Annotated in this window: 14 protein-coding genes; 6 read left to right on the top strand and 8 right to left on the bottom strand. The window is 48.2% G+C overall.

Going from position 1 to position 18,413, the window contains the following annotated elements:
* Positions 1-66 precede the first annotated feature (66 nt).
* The gene (locus A8708_RS09255; RefSeq protein ID WP_068663197.1) at positions 67-519 is read right to left on the bottom strand and encodes a bactofilin family protein; all 453 of its coding nucleotides are present in this window, start codon (positions 517-519) and stop codon (positions 67-69) included.
* Entirely contained in the window at positions 516-1,532 is a 1,017-nt protein-coding gene (locus tag A8708_RS09250; RefSeq protein WP_239696612.1) for a peptidoglycan DD-metalloendopeptidase family protein, read from the bottom strand. Before A8708_RS09250 ends, A8708_RS09255 begins: the two co-directional genes overlap by 4 nt.
* 190 nt (positions 1,533-1,722) lie before the next feature.
* Between A8708_RS09250 and A8708_RS09245 the strand changes: the two genes are divergently transcribed.
* A complete protein-coding gene (locus tag A8708_RS09245) occupies positions 1,723-2,925 on the top strand; it encodes a YCF48-related protein (RefSeq protein ID WP_068663380.1) in 1,203 nt (400 codons plus the stop codon).
* A 489-nt stretch (positions 2,926-3,414) separates the two neighbouring features.
* On the opposite strand, the gene A8708_RS09240 is transcribed toward A8708_RS09245, so the two are convergent.
* Genes A8708_RS09240 through A8708_RS09225 form a run of 4 tightly spaced genes read right to left on the bottom strand, consistent with a single transcriptional unit; the run spans position 3,415 to position 6,731 of the window.
* Complete coding sequence (locus tag A8708_RS09240; protein ID WP_068663196.1) at positions 3,415-3,909, bottom strand: hypothetical protein; 495 nt, start codon at positions 3,907-3,909, stop codon at positions 3,415-3,417.
* 27 nt (positions 3,910-3,936) lie between these two features.
* Positions 3,937-5,115 (bottom strand): MGDG synthase family glycosyltransferase, encoded by a 1,179-nt coding sequence (locus A8708_RS09235; protein ID WP_068663195.1) that lies wholly within the window; start codon positions 5,113-5,115, stop codon positions 3,937-3,939.
* 36 nt (positions 5,116-5,151) lie between these two features.
* On the bottom strand, positions 5,152-5,727 hold the full coding sequence (locus A8708_RS09230; RefSeq protein ID WP_068663194.1) for a thymidine kinase: 576 nt from the start codon (positions 5,725-5,727) through the stop codon (positions 5,152-5,154).
* A 26-nt stretch (positions 5,728-5,753) separates the two neighbouring features.
* Positions 5,754-6,731: an HD domain-containing protein gene (locus A8708_RS09225; RefSeq protein ID WP_082927387.1), complete on the bottom strand. Its 978-nt coding sequence runs from the start codon at positions 6,729-6,731 to the stop codon at positions 5,754-5,756.
* Between the two features lie 378 nt (positions 6,732-7,109).
* Here A8708_RS09225 and gltB point away from each other — a divergent pair, with 378 nt between their 5' ends.
* From gltB to A8708_RS09210, 3 genes are all read left to right on the top strand, one after another.
* On the top strand, positions 7,110-11,702 hold the full coding sequence (gene gltB, locus A8708_RS09220; protein WP_068663193.1) for a glutamate synthase large subunit: 4,593 nt from the start codon (positions 7,110-7,112) through the stop codon (positions 11,700-11,702).
* A 25-nt stretch (positions 11,703-11,727) separates the two neighbouring features.
* The gene (locus A8708_RS09215; protein ID WP_068663192.1) at positions 11,728-13,212 is read left to right on the top strand and encodes a glutamate synthase subunit beta; all 1,485 of its coding nucleotides are present in this window, start codon (positions 11,728-11,730) and stop codon (positions 13,210-13,212) included.
* A gap of 311 nt (positions 13,213-13,523) precedes the next feature.
* Positions 13,524-14,000, top strand: a complete 477-nt coding sequence (locus tag A8708_RS09210; RefSeq protein WP_068663191.1) for a hypothetical protein — start codon at positions 13,524-13,526, stop codon at positions 13,998-14,000.
* A 355-nt stretch (positions 14,001-14,355) separates the two neighbouring features.
* Here A8708_RS09210 and A8708_RS09205 read toward each other — a convergent pair whose 3' ends face one another.
* Together A8708_RS09205 and A8708_RS09200 are read right to left on the bottom strand one after the other, a co-directional pair.
* On the bottom strand, positions 14,356-15,039 hold the full coding sequence (locus A8708_RS09205) for a response regulator (protein WP_068663190.1): 684 nt from the start codon (positions 15,037-15,039) through the stop codon (positions 14,356-14,358).
* Between the two features lie 69 nt (positions 15,040-15,108).
* Entirely contained in the window at positions 15,109-16,311 is a 1,203-nt protein-coding gene (locus A8708_RS09200; protein WP_068663189.1) for a sensor histidine kinase, read from the bottom strand.
* 216 nt (positions 16,312-16,527) lie between these two features.
* Between A8708_RS09200 and A8708_RS09195 the strand changes: the two genes are divergently transcribed.
* Both A8708_RS09195 and A8708_RS09190 read left to right on the top strand, forming a co-directional pair.
* Entirely contained in the window at positions 16,528-17,463 is a 936-nt protein-coding gene (locus A8708_RS09195) for an ABC transporter ATP-binding protein (RefSeq protein WP_068663188.1), read from the top strand.
* A gap of 19 nt (positions 17,464-17,482) precedes the next feature.
* The gene (locus tag A8708_RS09190; RefSeq protein ID WP_204787497.1) at positions 17,483-18,394 is read left to right on the top strand and encodes an ABC transporter permease; all 912 of its coding nucleotides are present in this window, start codon (positions 17,483-17,485) and stop codon (positions 18,392-18,394) included.
* Positions 18,395-18,413: the final 19 nt, after the last annotated feature.

The following is an 18,413-nucleotide window of genomic DNA, read 5'->3' as shown; positions in this document are numbered from 1 at the left end:
GCTTAAGGGATAACCCTTGTCTTATTTCAAAAATATTAAAGCCGTCATAACTTTTTATATACCGAATTAATTCCCGCCAGAAGCAGCTTGTTGTTCGCTTTTTTGCTGTTTGTGCGCCTTGGCATCAATGACCTTGCCGCTGCCGGTTTTCTCGCCTGGCATCGTAGCTGCGTGCATCGCACTACTCCCCTGGAAGATACCGCCCTCCTCGATAATGACGGACCGCACATCAATATTCCCAATCAAAACCCCAGAGCTTGTCACGATGAGTTTGCCCTTCGTAGAAACGTTGCCTTTCACTTTGCCTGCAACAATTACATCGCGTGCATGGATATTCGATTGAACGACAGCGTTCTCACCAATAGTGATGTCACCTGCGCATTCAATGTCGCCGTTCATTTGACCCTCAATACGAAGGCTGGCTTCGGACATGATTTTGCCTTCACAGATCGTACTGGCGCCGATAAGCGTATCTGTACTTTTGGTATCAATCCGTTTCAATCTGGAACTTCCAATCATTTGCGTTCATCCTTTCGATCTGAAATGAGATAAGGTTTAGGGTCAATTTGGATACCATTTTTATGAACTTCATAATGAAGATGGGAACCCGTGCTGCGTCCTGTAGAACCAACGAGACCGATGTGCTGACCTTTTGTTACAGATTCTCCGCGTTTTACCAATATTTTATTCAAATGCATATACTCCGTCTCGATACCTCTACCGTGATCAACGACGATATAGTTGCCGAGTTCCCCATCAAAGCCCACAGCAATGACTTTCCCTGCGGCTGTTACATAGACGGGATCATTGTATTCGCCATCAATATCATATCCTGTGTGCATGGAAGGCCTTGAAGTGAAAGGATCGATGCGGATACCGAATCCAGAGGTAATACTGTGCGAGGAAATAGGCCAAAGGGTGGGCGTAATACTGCGTAAGAATTCTGCTTCTTTAATTTTGGCTTCGGACTGACTTAGGTGTTCGAGAAGTGCATGAATATCGCCGACTAACGAGGAGAGCCCCTGTTTCGTATCACTCACTAAAGATGATACATCATCCGTCGAGACAGGTACGTCACTCCCGCCAATGTCTACGTTCGTACCATGTACGGGTTTGGTGCTCGGGGTGCTTGCTACTTTTTTGCTTGTCCCGTTTACGGTTTCTGGTTGACTCATGAGCTCAATCACATGATCTATTTTCTTAATTTCTTCTAGCTTTACCTTAAATTCATCAGCCTGCTGTGCGAGGTCAATCAAATCGATTTGCAGCTGCTCAAGTTCACTCGTTTTATGTGTAATTTGATCAACCAACTGACGTTCTTGTCCATCGAAAGCTTGCTGCATGCTGTTTTGAGTTTGATGGGATTGGGTATTCATGATATAAATCGTCACGAAGAACCCGATTAGTACAAGTAGGATCACACTGGGCACAATATACAAAGAGCTGTGTGGAAGCTTGAATCTCACCGTACGGCGGTTGGCACCCGGAATGATCATGAAGGTGAGTTCCTTTTTGCCCCAAATGAATTTCAACAGATCCTCCTCCCTTTCCGTAACCTAACAATGTCCCCCTTCTTGTTTACGATTGTATTCCTCAGAGGGGTGAGTCATGCCTAATTTCTCTGAATAAGGGGATGATGGTTAGGAAGGATGTTCAACTTTTCTCTTCCAGGTAACGTCTATGAAATATTAACTACGCAAGAAAGTGAAGGGAGCATGGATGATGATAAAAAGAACGCTGATGCTGTTAGCCATAACAAGTATAGCTATAACAGGTTGTAAATCATCAGGTCAGACGAGTGGTCAAGTGACGGTTTCAGAGTCACCGATATCAAGTGCAATAGCTACTTCGGAGACAGCGACAACTCCTGCGACAACGACTACGACACCTGGAGCGGATCCTTCAACCGTGCCGACCAAAGGCAGCGAGGGATCAACGACGCTAATGAAAGGGGTAACTGCGCTAAGGCTGGCGGATGCTGGGAAAGGCTGGATTGGCGGCAAAGGGTGGATCGCTCATACCGATGACGGAGGCGGGAAGTGGAAGGTACAGTATACGGGCGTTGGAGAAGTTGGACAGCTATTTGCCTTGAATGATCAGGATGCTTGGGCAACGGAAGAAGGGACGGGCAAGCTGTTAAGTACGCATGATGGCGGTGCGCATTGGGCGGCAGTGGGTACCGTTCCGAATCAAGCGTTCCTCCACTTCGTAACGAAGCAGGAAGCTTATAGCAGCAATGCACAGACCGTGGATGGCGGTGTTACATGGGCACAATTGCCTGTACCTACGGGTATACAAGGGGATGCATACTTTCATGATGCTAAGAATGGCTGGGCCGTTCGACAGGTGAAAGATACGATCGAGGTTTTGCGGACGCAAGATGGTGGGCAAAATTGGAAAACCGCGATGTCCCGTCCAACCGTGGCGACACTGACAGGCAACGTCATTCGCTCCGCAGGCGCGGATGACGCATGGATTGAGCTGATTGGGGAATCGGGGATGACACAAACGTCGTATTCGCTGTTCCACACACGGGATGGCGGGAAGACCTGGCAAACCGTGCTGGTGAACAGCACGGCTGGCGGCGGCCCGGCCCCTGGATTCCCTGTGGGGGATACGTCGGGGCCGAAGAACACGGGCTCGAAGCCCGGCCCTCTCTACGTCGTGAACCCCGACGTAGCATTCATGGGCGGCAGCTGCCCGGCGTGCGACAAGCCGAACTCCGTCGGTTGGACGAAGGACGGCGGCAAGACTTGGGTGAACGGCACGGAGTCGTTCACGGGGTATGGCGAGCTGCTGCTGGGCATGGCAGACGCGAATAGCGGCTGGCTCATCACGAATGATAATGAGCAGCCGAGCGTCATGTACACCACCCGCAGCGGTGGTGTGAACTGGAACAAGGTGCATACGTTCGATGCACCCTAATGCAAAAGGCCACCGCGGTTGTTTTCGCGCGGTGGCGTTTTTTTACGTTTGGAGACACACCCCAAACGCCACAATCTATCTACTCTCCACAAACCTCACTCCGCCAACTGCAGAAACTTGCATCCACAACCTCCGCTCCTACACCTAACTAGCTAAGATTACTGATTAGATGGCCTTTCTCCATCTATTACAGAGGTTTTTTCTTGTTTCCGGAGATTAGCTGGATTTTCTACAGTTAATTAAGGTGGAAAGTGTTGATTTGATCGAAGTTGGTGAAAATAGCTGTACTTTTTACATGTAATCTTGATTAAAGTGAAAATTGGTCGTAAATAACTGGAGGTTTTCCAGTTATTGTAGTTCTGGTGCGATCGCCTAGAGCGCTGACAAGGGCCTTTCCATCTACACCGGCCCGTAAGCCCGAGTTAGCACCTTTCGCAGCTCTACTAGCCGAGCTAACTTCAATTTCCCTGCTCCAGCCTTATCGCTCATTCATTTCGTAGGCGTATCACTCCCGTTGCCATTCCCGTTCGTTCCATTGGTATTCTTCCCATTAAAGAATGTCGAAGTTAGGTCACGCAGCTTCTCCATGAACTTCCCGTACCCATAGCCCGTCAGGAAGGCGATGCTGATACGCGCTGACATCGAGTCATCCACTTGCAGCAGCATAATACCGCTTTCGAATAGAATAATCGTGATGATCGCAGAGCCAAAGCAAAGCACTGGCCGCATGAGATACCAGTAGATCCACTGCGTGGTCAACTCTTGGTAATGCTCGTGGAACATGCGCAAACCATATAAAGCACCACCTAGTGACCCTGCGAAGCCAAAGATGGCATACTCATGATAGATGGCGAAATCAATGCCCATGATCTTGCGTTCAAAGGTTGCGCTGCCAAGCACGGCCATCATCCATAGGCTGCCGACAAACCAGATCACTAAGTAAGCAAAGATTGCCTGCTTGCCGAATCGGTGAATGGGATTCATAGCAAAACACCGCCCTCACAATGGATACTACCATTGTATGAGCGGTGTTTTTGATGATGCCTGAATATAGGAACGTTTATCCGACTGCTCCAGGTATTCAATGATCGCTGTTGCGCAGCTTCGTTCTTCCTCATTGTAGCCCTGACGGATATCTGTTCTCCGTTTAGTCAGTTCGGGATATTGATCGAGCAGCAGCTTAAACCAATGATCAATCATGGCGAGGGATGTGATGCGCTGACCGTATCCATTTTCTTGGAAATAAGTGCAGTTTTTCTCTTCCTGTCCAGGAATCGGACTGTAGAACAACATAGGAATACCCTTGGCCATCGCCTCTGTGCAGGTCATTCCGCCTGGCTTCGTAACCAGCAAATCAGAGATATCCATCAGCTTGCTGATCTCAGTGGTATAGCCAATGAGATGGATATTGGGCTGACGGAAGATTTCTTCCTCCAGCAACTGTAGGCGTGCTTTTTCATTGGTACCGAGGCAGATCAGCAGCTGTATATCCTTGCTCCAACTTGCTAAATAAGTCAGCATTTCTTCTTTTTCCTCTTTTTTAAAAACACCCCAGCCGCCGCCCATGACCATAACGGTAGGCATAGCTTTGAGACCAAATTCTTGACGGATATGTTCTTTGCTATGCGCTTTGCGGAAATTAGGGTGAACTGGAATGCCCGTCACCTCGATACGCTTGTCCTGAACGCCGCAGTCCATTAGGCGCTCCCTGACAAGGGGAGTGGATACCAAATATTTATCTACGGCAGAGTCTATCCACGTCCCATGAACATCGTAATCGGTGATTACGGTGAAGAGAGGGATATCCAGTCCCGCGCGTTTTAACCTAGAGACAATAATACTTGGGAATGGATGTGTACAGACGATCAAATCAGGTTTCAACTGCTTGATAACGGTTTTTGTTCGTGAATAAAAGAACCGATGCAGCACGAGACTGGCTACGCGACTCGGCCTTTTATCATAATGATGTCGATAGAGCATACCGTACAGTCTAGGTTGAGATGTTACCGTGCGGCGGTATGCCGAGAAGACCCAAGGTGCAAAGGTAGGATGCAAAAAAGCGCCAAGCTCAATCACGCGTGTAATCATGTCTGAAGAGGATTGGCGTAGCTCGCCAGACAGCGCATGAGCAGCTTGTGTATGACCTTTCCCGAAGCCCTCGGATAATAGCAAAATCCGTTTTTTACGCAAGGAATTCACCTTTCTTTGTACATACCATATCAATTTTTAACCATGCGCCGCTTTCTTTTTGGAGGCATAGCATTTGCGGCATACAGGAACATAACTTTCATTCCCGCCAATCTGGATCTGCTCACCATGGAAGATAGGAACACCGTCTTTGCAGCGCATATTCATAATGGCCTTTTTATCACAATACCAACAAATGGTTTTAATTTCTTCAATCGTATCAGCCACAGCCAGAAGTGCATTGCTGCCTTCAAATAATTGTCCCATGAAATCAGCGCGAAGCCCGTAAGCGATAACAGGAATGTCAAGTTCATCGACGACTTCAATCAGCTGAGAGACTTGTGCTTTGTTCAAGAACTGAGCTTCGTCGACCAGAATGCAATTCGGACGCTCGGTCTGGGCTAAAGCGACCATATCCAAATGTTCGTCAACAACGATGGCCCCTTTTTGCATACCGATGCGGGAAGCGACCTTGCCGACACCGAAGCGATCATCCATAACGGAAGTGAGGAGAAGCACCTTTTTGCCTTGTTCCTCATAATTATGTGCTACGCGTAAGACTTCAATCGATTTACCGCTATTCATCGTGCCATAACGAAAGTACAATTTTGCCAAGCTGGGACAGTCCCTTCTGCGGATGTTTATATGGTGAAGAAATAAGTTGCGGCCATGCTATCCAGCTCAGCCAGCTTAACAGCGGCTTGAAAGCTAACTTCTGAGGCGAGTTTGTCGCCAATTAGCGGTTGTTTGTGGTGAACCTTCCCGATCTTGACTTCGATGCTGCCGGGTATGGGCTCTTGCGTAATTTGAATACGGTGAGGCTCATACATCAGGACATGAATCGTTTCTCGAGCGGTCATATTATTGCTCTGCAGCAGTTCTTGAATGAGTTCGTGATCCATGAGTGCCGGAATGCGTTCCTTCATGCCAGGATTTGCTTCGCAATGATGAGCGGTTGCTTTCGCGAGCAGCGCGTCCATAGCTAGAAACTGCGGGTGCAGGATAAGTCGGTGTTCTTCAACAATCGCGTCAATAAGTGCCACGGCGGAAGCTTCATTCGCTTCTATGTAGGGACCTCGTAAACGCAGTCCTTTTACTAATTCCGAAGGTGGCAGCGTCTGACGACCCGCATAGTAGGTATCTCTCAGGAAGCTATCCAAGTGATCGAGTCCGAGAACCGTTGAGGGGTTCGTTAGCGGTGTTTCTTGTTTCAAAAGATCAATAATGGCCCGCGGCGAAATGCCGTGTCGGATCAAAATATCCGCGATGACGCCTTGCCCGATTAACTGTTCAGTTTGGCGGTGATGATTAAACCCAAGTGTGCGCTCAACCGCATGGGAGAAAGGCAGGTGCCCGATATCATGAAGCAGTGCCGCAACGCGCAGATGAGGATCTTCTGGGCAGAAGTGAGCCATGAGTGACCAAACGCCAACCGTATGTTCGAATCGTGAATGTGTAAGTGGTGTGAATAGAGCCGATGCTCCGAAATGATGTAAAAACTTCAGGCGGCGTACAGGCTTTGAGCGGAAAAGCTCAATTTCAACCGGATGAGCTTCTTGCTGCCATTGATAAAGCGGCTCCGTAATCATGCCGTCTCCAAAAGTATGCTGTATACTCAAACAGAGCTCCTCCTAAGATGTGGAATCTGGATGTATGTTCTTGCAGCGGTATTAGTTATCATAGCATGAAACATAGAAAGTTTGCTATCACATGCCAAGCCTGTCCTACTTATATAGGAAATGAAAGTATTTATCGTGCCTATACAATATGATTTTACTAGCAATTCTATCAAAATGAAAACCTTTTCAATTTAAATATTTTTAAATTGAACTATAGGAAATCAAGTGTTAATATAATATAAAAAATATTGAGAATATTTCCTCTACTTATTGCGGATGTAGTCGAAATAAGGAGCAGTCACTCTTTACTTTTTAGCACTTTAAAGCATGCGATTAACAAAGTCCAGAGAAATAACGAGGGAAGAAAGGTTGCACAACATGACAATTAATGGATTACCTCCCAAACAGGGATTGTACGATCCGAGGAATGAGCATGATGCTTGTGGTATAGGCTTTGTAGCCAATATCAAGGGTATCAAATCTCATGCCATCGTCAAGCAAGCGCTTCGTGTACTTTGCAATTTGGATCATCGCGGCGGGCAGGGTTGTGAACAGAATACGGGAGATGGTGCAGGTATTTTAATGCAAATACCTGATGCTTATTTCCAATATGCTTGTGAAAAAGAGAACATAAAGTTGCCGGTTTCTGGTGCTTATGGGGTAGGTATGGTGTATTTGCCTCAGGAATTAGAGGCTCGTCAAGCTTGCGAAAGTGTAATTGAGGGAATAGTCAGACAAGAAGGGCAACAATTTCTTGGATGGAGAACCGTTCCAACCAACAATAGTTCGTTGGGGGATTCTGCCATATCTGCTGAACCGTATGTTCGTCAGGTGTTTATCGGCCAAAGCGCTGATATTGCGACGAATCTTGATTTTGAACGTAAGCTGTACATCATTCGTAAGTTATCTGAAAACGCTATCAAACTATCCCATCCGGGATCGCAATTCTACTATTCTAGCTTGTCTAGCAGAACGATTGTATATAAAGGGATGTTAACACCAGAGCAAGTAGATGCGTATTACGTGGAATTGCAAGATGAGAAGGTCGAATCTGCCTTAGCACTTGTTCACTCCCGTTTCAGTACTAATACATTCCCAAGCTGGGAACGCGCGCATCCGTACCGTTATTTGATTCATAATGGTGAGATCAATACGCTTCGCGGTAACGTCAACTGGATGCACGCACGTCAAGCGATGTGTGATTCCGATTTATTTGGTGAAGATTTTGGGCGTATTCTTCCTGTCATTGATTCCGATGGTTCCGATTCTCAAATGTTTGATAATACACTAGAGTTCTTGATGCTCTCAGGCCGTTCGTTGCCGCATGCGGCTATGATGATGGTACCAGAGCCTTGGTCCAAGCATGAAGGTATGGATGACGAGAAGAAAGCGTTCTACGAGTATCACAGCACTTTGATGGAGCCGTGGGATGGGCCAGCAGCGATTGCGTTCACGGATGGCAGTCAAATCGGAGCGATTCTCGATCGCAATGGTTTGCGTCCTTCGCGTTACTATGTGACAACGGATGATTTGATCGTTCTTGCTTCTGAAGTAGGCGTGCTTGATATTGAGCCTGAGCGTATTTTGTACAAAGATCGTTTGAGACCGGGTCGCATGCTGCTTGTCGATACCGTAGAAGGTCGCATCGTGACGGACGAAGAAATCAAGAGCGGCATCGCCAGCGAGCAGCCGTACCGGGAGTGGTTGAATGAACATCTCATTTCCTTAGAGGATCTCGAAGATGCGCCAATGGTACTTGGCTCTGACCATGATACGATTCTGCAGCGCCAGCAAGCATTCGGTTATACCTTTGAACAACTGCGCAAGACTCTTGAACCTATGGGCAAAACAGGTGTGGATCCCATCGGTTCCATGGGTACGGATGCGCCACTGGCGGTGCTTTCGGATCGTCCGCAGCTGATGTATAACTATTTCAAGCAATTATTCGCGCAAGTAACGAATCCGCCAATTGATGCGAACTTTGAAGAAATTATTACAGCGCAAGGCACCACGATTGGGCCAGAGCGCAACCTGATTAAGCCGGAGCCTGAGAGCTGCCGCCAAATTCGTTTGAAGTCGCCGTTCCTCTCTAACGATGAGTTGGCGAAACTGCGTCATATTAATCGTGATGGGTTCAAAACGGTCACTTTGCCAACGCTTTTCGAAGCAGCGGCAGGTACAGCTGGGCTCGAGAATGCCATGCAAGCCTTGTATACAGCTGCCGATCAAGCCATTGTCGATGGCGCAACGTTACTTATTCTATCTGATCGTGGTGTAGATAGCGTCAGTGCACCGATTCCAGCCCTGTTGGCAACGTCGGGCCTGCATCATCATCTGATTCGTCAGGGTACACGTACGAAAGTCAGCTTGCTTGTCGAGTCTGGTGAGCCGCGTGAAGTGCACCATTTTGCCTTATTGCTTGGCTATGGCGCAGGTGCGATCAACCCTTATCTAGCGTTAGAAACGTTAGATGACATGATTCAGCGTAAGCAGCTCGTTGGCGTTGATCACGAGAAAGCAATCTATAACTACATCAAAGCTGTTACGAAGGGTGTAGTTAAAGTGTTAGCGAAAATGGGGATTTCCACCATCCAAAGCTATCGCGGGGCGCAAATTTTCGAAGCGATTGGCTTGAGCCAAGAGCTCGTAGACAGTTACTTCACTTGGACGTACACGCCAGTAGGTGGTATCGGTATCGATATGGTTGCGATGGAAGCCTTGATGCGTCACAGCCGTGCGTTCTCTGAGCAAGAAGGACGCGATCGCGTGTTGGATACAGGCGGGGACTTGCAATGGCGCCGAGACGGGGAAGATCACATTTATACGCCGGAAACTGTGCATGCTTTGCAATCGGCAGTACGAAGCAATAACTATGCGATGTATAAAAATTTCTCTAAGCTCGTCAAACGGGAAGACGAGAAATATATGGCTCTGCGCGGACTGCTAAGCTTCAAAGGGGGACGCACACCGATTCCGATCGAAGAGGTGGAACCGATCGAATCGATCTTTAAGCGCTTCAAGACAGGAGCCATGTCCTATGGCTCCATCTCCAAAGAAGCGCACGAAACGATCGCGATCGCGATGAACCGCATCGGCGGCAAGAGCAACACCGGCGAAGGCGGCGAGCATCCGGAGCGCTTCACGCCGGATGCGAACGGCGATCTTCGCCGAAGTGCCATTAAGCAGGTGGCGTCCGGCCGCTTCGGCGTCACGAGCCATTATCTCGTCAATGCTGACGAGATTCAGATCAAGATGGCGCAGGGTGCGAAGCCCGGCGAAGGCGGTCAGCTCCCGGGAACCAAGGTGTACCCTTGGGTAGCCGAGGTTCGCGGTGTTACGCCAGGCGTAGGCTTGATTTCGCCGCCGCCGCATCATGATATTTATTCGATCGAGGATCTCGCAGAGCTGATCCACGATCTCAAGAATGCCAACCCGCGGGCACGGATCAGCGTTAAGCTGGTATCCGAGGTGGGTGTTGGCACGATCGCTGCCGGCGTAGCCAAAGGGAAGGCGGACGTTGTCCTCATCTCCGGCTACGACGGAGGCACAGGCGCGTCACCGCAGACGAGTATTCGTCATGCGGGGCTGCCGTGGGAGCTCGGTCTGGCGGAGACGCATCAGACACTCGTACTGAACAACCTGCGCAGCCGGATCGTCGTCGAGACGGACGGCAAGCTGATGACAGGGCGCGACGTTGTCGTAGCGGCCCTGCTCGGTGCCGAGGAGTTCGGCTTCGCAACGACACCATTAATTACGATCGGCTGCGTGATGATGCGCGTTTGCCACTTGGATACTTGTCCGGTTGGGGTTGCTACGCAGAATCCGGAGCTTCGCAAGAAATTTGCTGGAGACCCGCAGCATGTTGTGAACTTCATGACCTTCATCGCCAACGATGTGCGTGAGATGATGGCAGAGCTTGGCTTCCGCACCATTGAAGAGATGGTTGGACGTACCGATATCCTGGAGTCCAAGCCAGCTGTCGAACATTGGAAGGCCAAAGGTGTCGATCTTACGCCACTATTGCACCAACCCGATATGGGCGAAGAAGTTGGTCGCTTCTGCTCCATGCAGCAGGATCACGGCTTAGATCGCTCCTTGGATATGACGAAGCTGCTCGATATTTGTGAGCCAGCGATTGAGCGCAAAGAGTATGTGCATGCGGTTCTGCCTATTACGAACGTGAACCGTGTTGTTGGAACAATCGTGGGCAGCGAAGTGACACGCCGACACGGCGTTGAAGGCTTGCCACACGATACGATTCGTCTACATTTTGAAGGATCAGCAGGTCAAAGCTTTGGTGCCTTCGTACCGAAAGGAATCACACTCTCCCTTGAAGGAGATGCCAATGACTATGTTGGGAAAGGATTGTCTGGCGGTAAGCTGGCGATTTTCCCATCGAGTAAGTCGACTTTTGTACCTGAAGAGAACGTCATTATCGGCAATACGGCATTCTATGGAGCAACAGACGGAGATGCATACATCCGTGGTATCGCGGGCGAGCGCTTCTGTGTGAGAAACAGTGGCGTACGTGCTGTCGTTGAAGGTGTCGGCGATCATGGCTGCGAGTATATGACAGGTGGTCGCGTCGTCGTTCTGGGTCCAACAGGGCGTAACTTCGCAGCGGGTATGTCAGGCGGTATTGCCTACGTTCTGGACGTGAATGGTGATTTCCAAAGCAAAGTGAATAAAGAGATGGTGTATCTCGAGCAGTTGGAAGAAACGTATGAGATGAATGAATTAAAAACGATGATTCAACATCATGCCACATTTACGGATAGCAGCGTTGCCCACCAAGTTATTCAGCACTGGGATGAGTACGTTTGGAAGTTCGTGAAGGTTATACCGAAGGACTACAAACGGATGTTTGATGCTATCGAGAAAGTGAAACGTTCCGGTCTAAGCCAGCAAGAAGCGGTTATGGTTGCTTTCGAGGCGAATATGCGAGATGTTTCCCGTGTCGGTGGAAATTAACGAAACTCAGGAGGGATAAACGGAAATGGGTAAACCAACCGGTTTTATAGAACATGCTCGCGAAGTGGCATCCGAAGCTGCTCCCCTGGTCCGAATCGGCCATTGGAAAGAGTTTGCGACACCGCTTACGCAAGATAAATTACAAGTACAAGGCTCTCGCTGTATGGATTGCGGGATTCCTTTCTGCCACACAGGATCACTAATCAGCGGCATGGCTGCGGGTTGCCCAGTGAACAACCTCATTCCAGAGTGGAATGATCTTGTGTATCGCGGTCAATGGCGCGAAGCCTTGGATCGTCTGCACAAGACGAATAATTTCCCGGAATTCACAGGCCGTGTATGCCCGGCGCCTTGTGAAGGCTCTTGTACAGTAGGCTTGAAGGATACACCTGTTACGATCAAAAGCATTGAGAAAGCGATCATCGACAAAGGCTTCGATGAAGGCTGGATCAAGCCAGAACCGCCAGAAACGCGCACGGGAAAGAAGGTTGCGGTTGTGGGTTCAGGTCCTTCCGGGCTTGCGGCAGCAGCGCAGCTGAACAAAGCTGGACATTGGGTTACCGTATTTGAACGAGCAGACCGCGTAGGCGGCTTGCTGATGTACGGTATCCCGAACATGAAGCTGGACAAAAAGTACGTCCAGCGTCGTGTAGATCTGCTTGAAGCCGAGGGCGTAGCCTTCATAACGGGTGCTCACGTCGGCGTGAACTATCCGATTGAGAAACTGCAAGAGGAATTCGATGCAATCGTCCTATGCGGCGGAGCTACGAAAGGCCGCGATCTTCCGATCGAGGGCCGTGAGCTCGGCGGCGTGCATCTGGCGATGGAATTCCTGAGCAAGAACACGAAGAGCTTGCTCGATTCCGAGCATGCGGATCGTGAATTCATTTCCGCCGAAGGCAAAGACGTTATTGTCATCGGTGGTGGTGATACCGGAACGGACTGCGTGGGTACTTCCATTCGTCACAAATGTAAGAGCGTGACGCAGTTTGAAATTATGCCGAAGTCACCGGAAACGCGTCCAGCGAACAACCCTTGGCCGGAGTGGCCAAAGGTGCTCAAAGTGGACTACGGTCAACAAGAGGCTGCTGCACTTCAAGGCGAGGACCCACGGACGTACTTGATCAACACGAAGAAATTCGTGGGGGATGAGAACGGCAACTTGAAGGAGCTGCATACGGTTCTGATTGAGTGGCAGAAGAACGATAAAGGTGCGTTTGTGCCTGTTGAAGTGCCTGGCAGCGAGAAGGTTTACCCAGCGCAGTTGGTGTTAATCGCGATGGGTTTCACGGGCCCTGAGAACACGGTGTTGGATCAGCTTGGGGTAGCCAAAGATGAGCGCTCCAATGCCAAAGCCGATTACGGAAAATTTGCTACGAACGTAGACGGGGTTTTCGCTGCTGGCGATATGCGTCGCGGACAAAGCCTGGTTGTATGGGCGATCAACGAAGGTCGTGCTGTAGCGCGGGAAGTGGATCGCTTCTTGATGGGATCATCGAATTTACCATGAAATGAGTAGAGAGAACTGCTTGTAGGTAGAAAGTTACTTGCAAGCAGTTTTTTGTCGTTCGTTAAATATAACGTTATGGAAACAACTTATTTGGAAATGGAAGTGAGCGCATTTTGTAGGGGGAGAAATGTTCTCTGAAATCGGTCATCGGAATCGTGAGGCGATGTCACCCGTAACTCTAATAGAGGTACTCTTATTTTCAGACTTCTAGCAAAGTAAGTTGATTCGCCTCATTAGACTAATAAACGTGAACATTTCCTCATTCTCATGTACAATAAGAGAAAGTGTATGTACGGGATGGAGGAAAGCACATGAAGAGAGAAGATCTCCTTACAGCTGCTGAATTACAGGTACTACTAGCAGGGGATGAGGAATGCGCGGACGAGAGTGAGCTGGACGAGCCACTTAAGGCGAAAGATCTGCATACGTTGCAAAAGACCGTTTTGCTTCTTTCTAAGCAGGTAGAAGAGCTCCAAGCGCAACTTCATGAGCAGTTTGAACTCCAGAATAGACAACAAGAGCAATTTCTGCGACTATGTAGGCACCAGCTTGAGAACAAGCTGCATGAGCAACTGGTCAACACGATTGTTGTTCATCAGCAAGGGGCGAATCAAGAAGATAAGATGGAGCTTGAACATGCGCCAGTTGCATCAGAGGAAGTAAAATTCAGCGGGGAGCCAATCCATGATTCATCAACGGAAGATGCGTCCCTACCCTTCTCTAGGGTGAAGAGCTATACGAAGATTCGCAAAAGAAAAAAGGGTTTTTTCGAGAGGCTCTTTGAATAGCATCACGATAAGAAAGACCGCTTCTTCTAAAAAGGAAAAGCGGTCTTTCTTGCATGCCAGCATGAATACTTTTTAAACATTAACTGGAAAATATACAGCTATTTACGACAGAAATTCTTGAAAATGCGATTTAACTGTAAAACATGTAGGTAAATTAACCTCTATGTCTCAAATCGGGTGAAATAGCCCCAATTAACTGTACTTTCTCCATCTATTCTACGATTGATCAAGAAATTCCACATATTAACTACATAAAATCCATCTATTGAGTAAGAGCAGAGGATGGGCAAGGAACTTTCATCCTATTAACGCAGGATCGGACTCTACAATCGTTGCACGGGAAACTCGCCCCAGCTTACAGAATCCCTTCATCATGCGCTTTTTTTGATGCTTGAACTCGGTCTCGAACGTCCATTTTCGAGTATATATTGGAAATGTAATTTTTCACGGTCCCCTCGGACAAGAATAACTTCTCGGCGATTTCACGGTTATTGAGGCCGTCGGCAATACTGTGAAGCACCTGCAGCTCGCGCTCACTGAGACCATACGTCTCTGTGCGAACGCTGATCTCTTCTTTATCCTCGGAAGAACCACCACTACCGCCATCGCGTGCCTGCTGAACGAGCATTTTGGCGATATCATGCGGAATTAAGGTGCCGCCTCTATGAACCCATTTGATTCCCGTGGCTAACTCTTTGGGATGAATAGCTTTGAGCAAATAACCTTCTGCTCCTGCACTAAGTGCATCGACAACATAGCCAATTTCTTGGAATGTGGTCAAAATGATAACACGAATATGCGGCCAAGCAGACTTAATTCGACGTGTAGCTTCAACGCCATCCATGATCGGCATGTGAATGTCCATGAGAACGACATCGGGTTGCATGTCTTCACTTAGCTGGACAGCGACTTGCCCATTTTCGGCTAAGCCTACAACTTCTATTTCGGGGTCCATGCCCAGTACAATGTGCAAGCTTTCACGTATTAAATCTTGATCATCGACCAGTAGTAGTTTGAGCGGAGCTTGGTTAATAGTCATCGTAAATCCTCCTTGTAACAGCTATTTAAGCGGTCTGTGGGGCTTGCAGGGTTTAAGTGGTACTAAAATCTAAAACGTCGGAAAACGTTTAACAGGAATAAAACAATGAACAACGGTTCCTTTCTCAGGGAAGGAGCGTACCTGCAATGTGCCTTGCAGCGCTGTTATTCGTTCTTGCATCGCGGTAATCCCGAAGCCCATTTTCAATTGGTCGCTACCAACACCATCATCCTCTATGCGAAGAGAGACTTGGTCATCGGCATAGGTGAGTACGATTTCAATCGAACCGGCTTTGCCATGGCGCTTAGCGTTTGTCAGCGATTCCTGTAGGCAGCGAATTAATGAAAGCTTGGTTTGTTTGGGAATTTCAAACTCGTCACTGACTGTCGTGAAGTGAATCTGTGTTCCTGTATGTAAGGCAAATTCATTCGCAAGCCGTGACAGTTGCTGGGATAACAGCATATCGCCCTCTTGGGGGACCATCTGGTGAATGCTGCGGCGTACTTCTTCTAGGCCACCTCGGGTTACGTTGCGCAGGACGTCGAGTTTTTGCTTGGCTTTCTCTGGCGAAACCTCGATGAGATACGAGACCGCATCCATACCCATGATAACGGATGTAAATGTATGTCCTACGGTATCATGCAGCTCACGAGCCATCCGATTGCGCTCTTCAACTAAAGTAAGCTGCTCAATCTGATTCGCGTACTGTTCAAGGACATTATTTTGCTCATGAATCAAATGGTATTGACGTTGGTTCTCACCTAGCAGTTTCTCTGTCTTCTCGTTGGAAGTAACGGCACGTTGCAAGCTTAGCCCGATTGCAAAGAAGAGAACAGCATTCAGGATAAAGCTAAATAGTTGTCCGACGCCCATACCGCTATGCAGAAGGAAGAAATAGGTCATCGGCATGCCTAACATGAAGATAGGGGCGGTCCACCACGCATTTTTTCGATCGGTGAGGAATCCAATGACCATAATTGGGCAATTAATGGTAAGTAACGCATCCTGCTCCATCCAGGCTAAATAAATTTGCAGGGGAATGCCCGTGAGTAGAACCGCAATTGGATAACATGTCGGATTAACATAGTGGGGTCGCCAGAATATAAAAGGAACCCCGTATGAGAGTAAAATAGCAAATATGGTTAATAGGATGTGGGAGAATGGTTGTTCATAGATGTGAAGGCAGCTATATAGTAAACCAAGCAGTGCAGCGCCGGTCAGGACGATGAACAGTGACCATTCCACACCGTGCCACGGTCTTCGTTGGATCATAGAGGAACTCCTTTACTGACAGATCTTATCCTTCCATTGTACATAAAATTAGGAAAAAGCCATAGTGAGCGCAGTCATATGATTGAGTATGACCACCATGCCCTCGCAATTACTTGTGGGCTCTCGCTGAGGTTGCTTGAACCCACAGGGCATGACATTGGAAGTCAGATAGGGTAGGATTGGATTATATTGGTTAAAAATGAGAGGAGATGTCGAATGTCAACATCACAAGAAGTTGCCGCGCCTATCGTACAGGTGGATCGTATATCCAAACGGATTGGTTCTAAGACCATAATTGATAAGTTGAGTTTCGTTGTGCCGCGCGGCGAGGTGTTCGGTTTTCTCGGACCAAATGGCGCGGGTAAAACGACGACCATCCGTATGATCGTTGGATTGATGTCGATTTCCGAGGGGGATATCCGAATAGGCGGTTATTCCGTTCGCACGCATTTTGAACAGGCGATTCGCCATATTGGAGCGATTGTAGAGAATCCGGAAATGTATAAATTTTTGAGCGGATACAACAATTTGGTGCATTATGCCAGGATGATTCCAGGTATTGGCGATGAGCGAATCGAGGAGGTCATCGAGCTTGTCGGGATGACGAATCGCATTCATGACAAGGTTAAGACGTACTCCTTGGGGATGCGGCAACGCTTAGGCATCGCGCAAGCGCTTCTGCATAAGCCATCAGTTCTGATACTGGACGAGCCTACCAATGGATTGGATCCAGCAGGTATTCGTGAGCTTCGCGATCATTTGCGTAAGCTTACCCGAGAAGAAGGTATTTCTGTTATCGTTTCTTCGCATCTATTAGCAGAGATGGAACTGATGTGTGATCGTGTGGCCATTATTCAGAATGGGAAGCTAGTCGATGTTAGACTTATCAAGGAATTCGTCAGGGAAGATGGCAAACACCGGGTTGTTTACGAAGTAGATGCTGTACAGCAGGCGTTGAAAATCGTCTCTGAGCATGGTATCCAAGCTGAAGTTGTTGATAACGAACTGGTTATGCAGCTGGATAAAGAAGAAACCGCCGGATGGAATAAGCGTTTTGTTGAGGCGGGCATTGCCATTTACGGCATACGTAAATCGGCGAAGTCGCTGGAAGATCAATTTTTAGAAATGACGGGAAGTGATCCTATTGCTTAATCTCATCAAGAATGAGCATATGAAAATTTATCATCGCCTCCGGACATGGATTCTAGCGATTCTGTTAGTTGCGATTGTTGTACTAACAGGTGTGTTATCACATTCGGACTATCAGAAAGACGATAGCTGGAAGGTGCGCGCTGCAGAAACGATTCAGCATAATAAGACGGAGCTGGCCAACGCCGATATTCCAGAGAAGTTTAAGCAGCAAATGCGTGAAGATAGTGCGCTTCAGCAATACATGCTGGATCATAATTATCCGCCTATGGAGAATACGCTGTGGGGAGGAATGATGACTGCAGCAGGTTTAATTGTGCTGGTTGTGACCTTATTCGCCGTTATTATTGCCGGTGATATGGTGGCAGGGGAGTTTACTTGGGGGACCATCAAGCTGCTGCTCATTCGTCCTGCCAGCAGGGCCAAGATTCTGTTATCGAAGTATCTGACAACCTTGATATTTGCTGCTACCTTATTGATTCTCTTATTTATTACAGCCTTGATTGTTAACGGCTTCGTATATGGCTTTGGGAGATTAAATCTGCCGCATTTAACAGTCAACGATGCTGGACAAGTACTGGAGAAGAACATGCTCCTCTATGTGTTCGCAACATATGGATTTAAACTGATTGAGCTCGTCATGATCGTCACGCTGGCCTTTATGATCTCGACAGTGTTTCGCAGCGCTTCTCTAGCGATAGGTCTTAGTATTTTCATCATGTTCGCTGGTCAAATCATCACGATCGTGTTGATGCGATACACATGGGGCAAATATTACCTATTCGCGAATACGGATCTCACGCAGTATCTAGAGGGACAACCGTTGGCTGAAGGAATGACCTTGGGATTCTCCATCACTGTGCTCATTCTCCATTTCTTATTATTCAACGTGCTTTCCTGGGAAATATTTCGCAGACGCGATGTGGCAGCATAAGAGGGCTTCTGCTGTGTCG

Source organism: Paenibacillus oryzisoli (genome assembly GCF_001653565.1).
GTDB lineage: Bacteria > Bacillota > Bacilli > Paenibacillales > NBRC-103111 > Paenibacillus_E > Paenibacillus_E oryzisoli.
The sequence above is the reverse complement of the archived record's forward strand: the minus strand, read 5'-3'. Positions and strand labels throughout refer to the sequence as shown.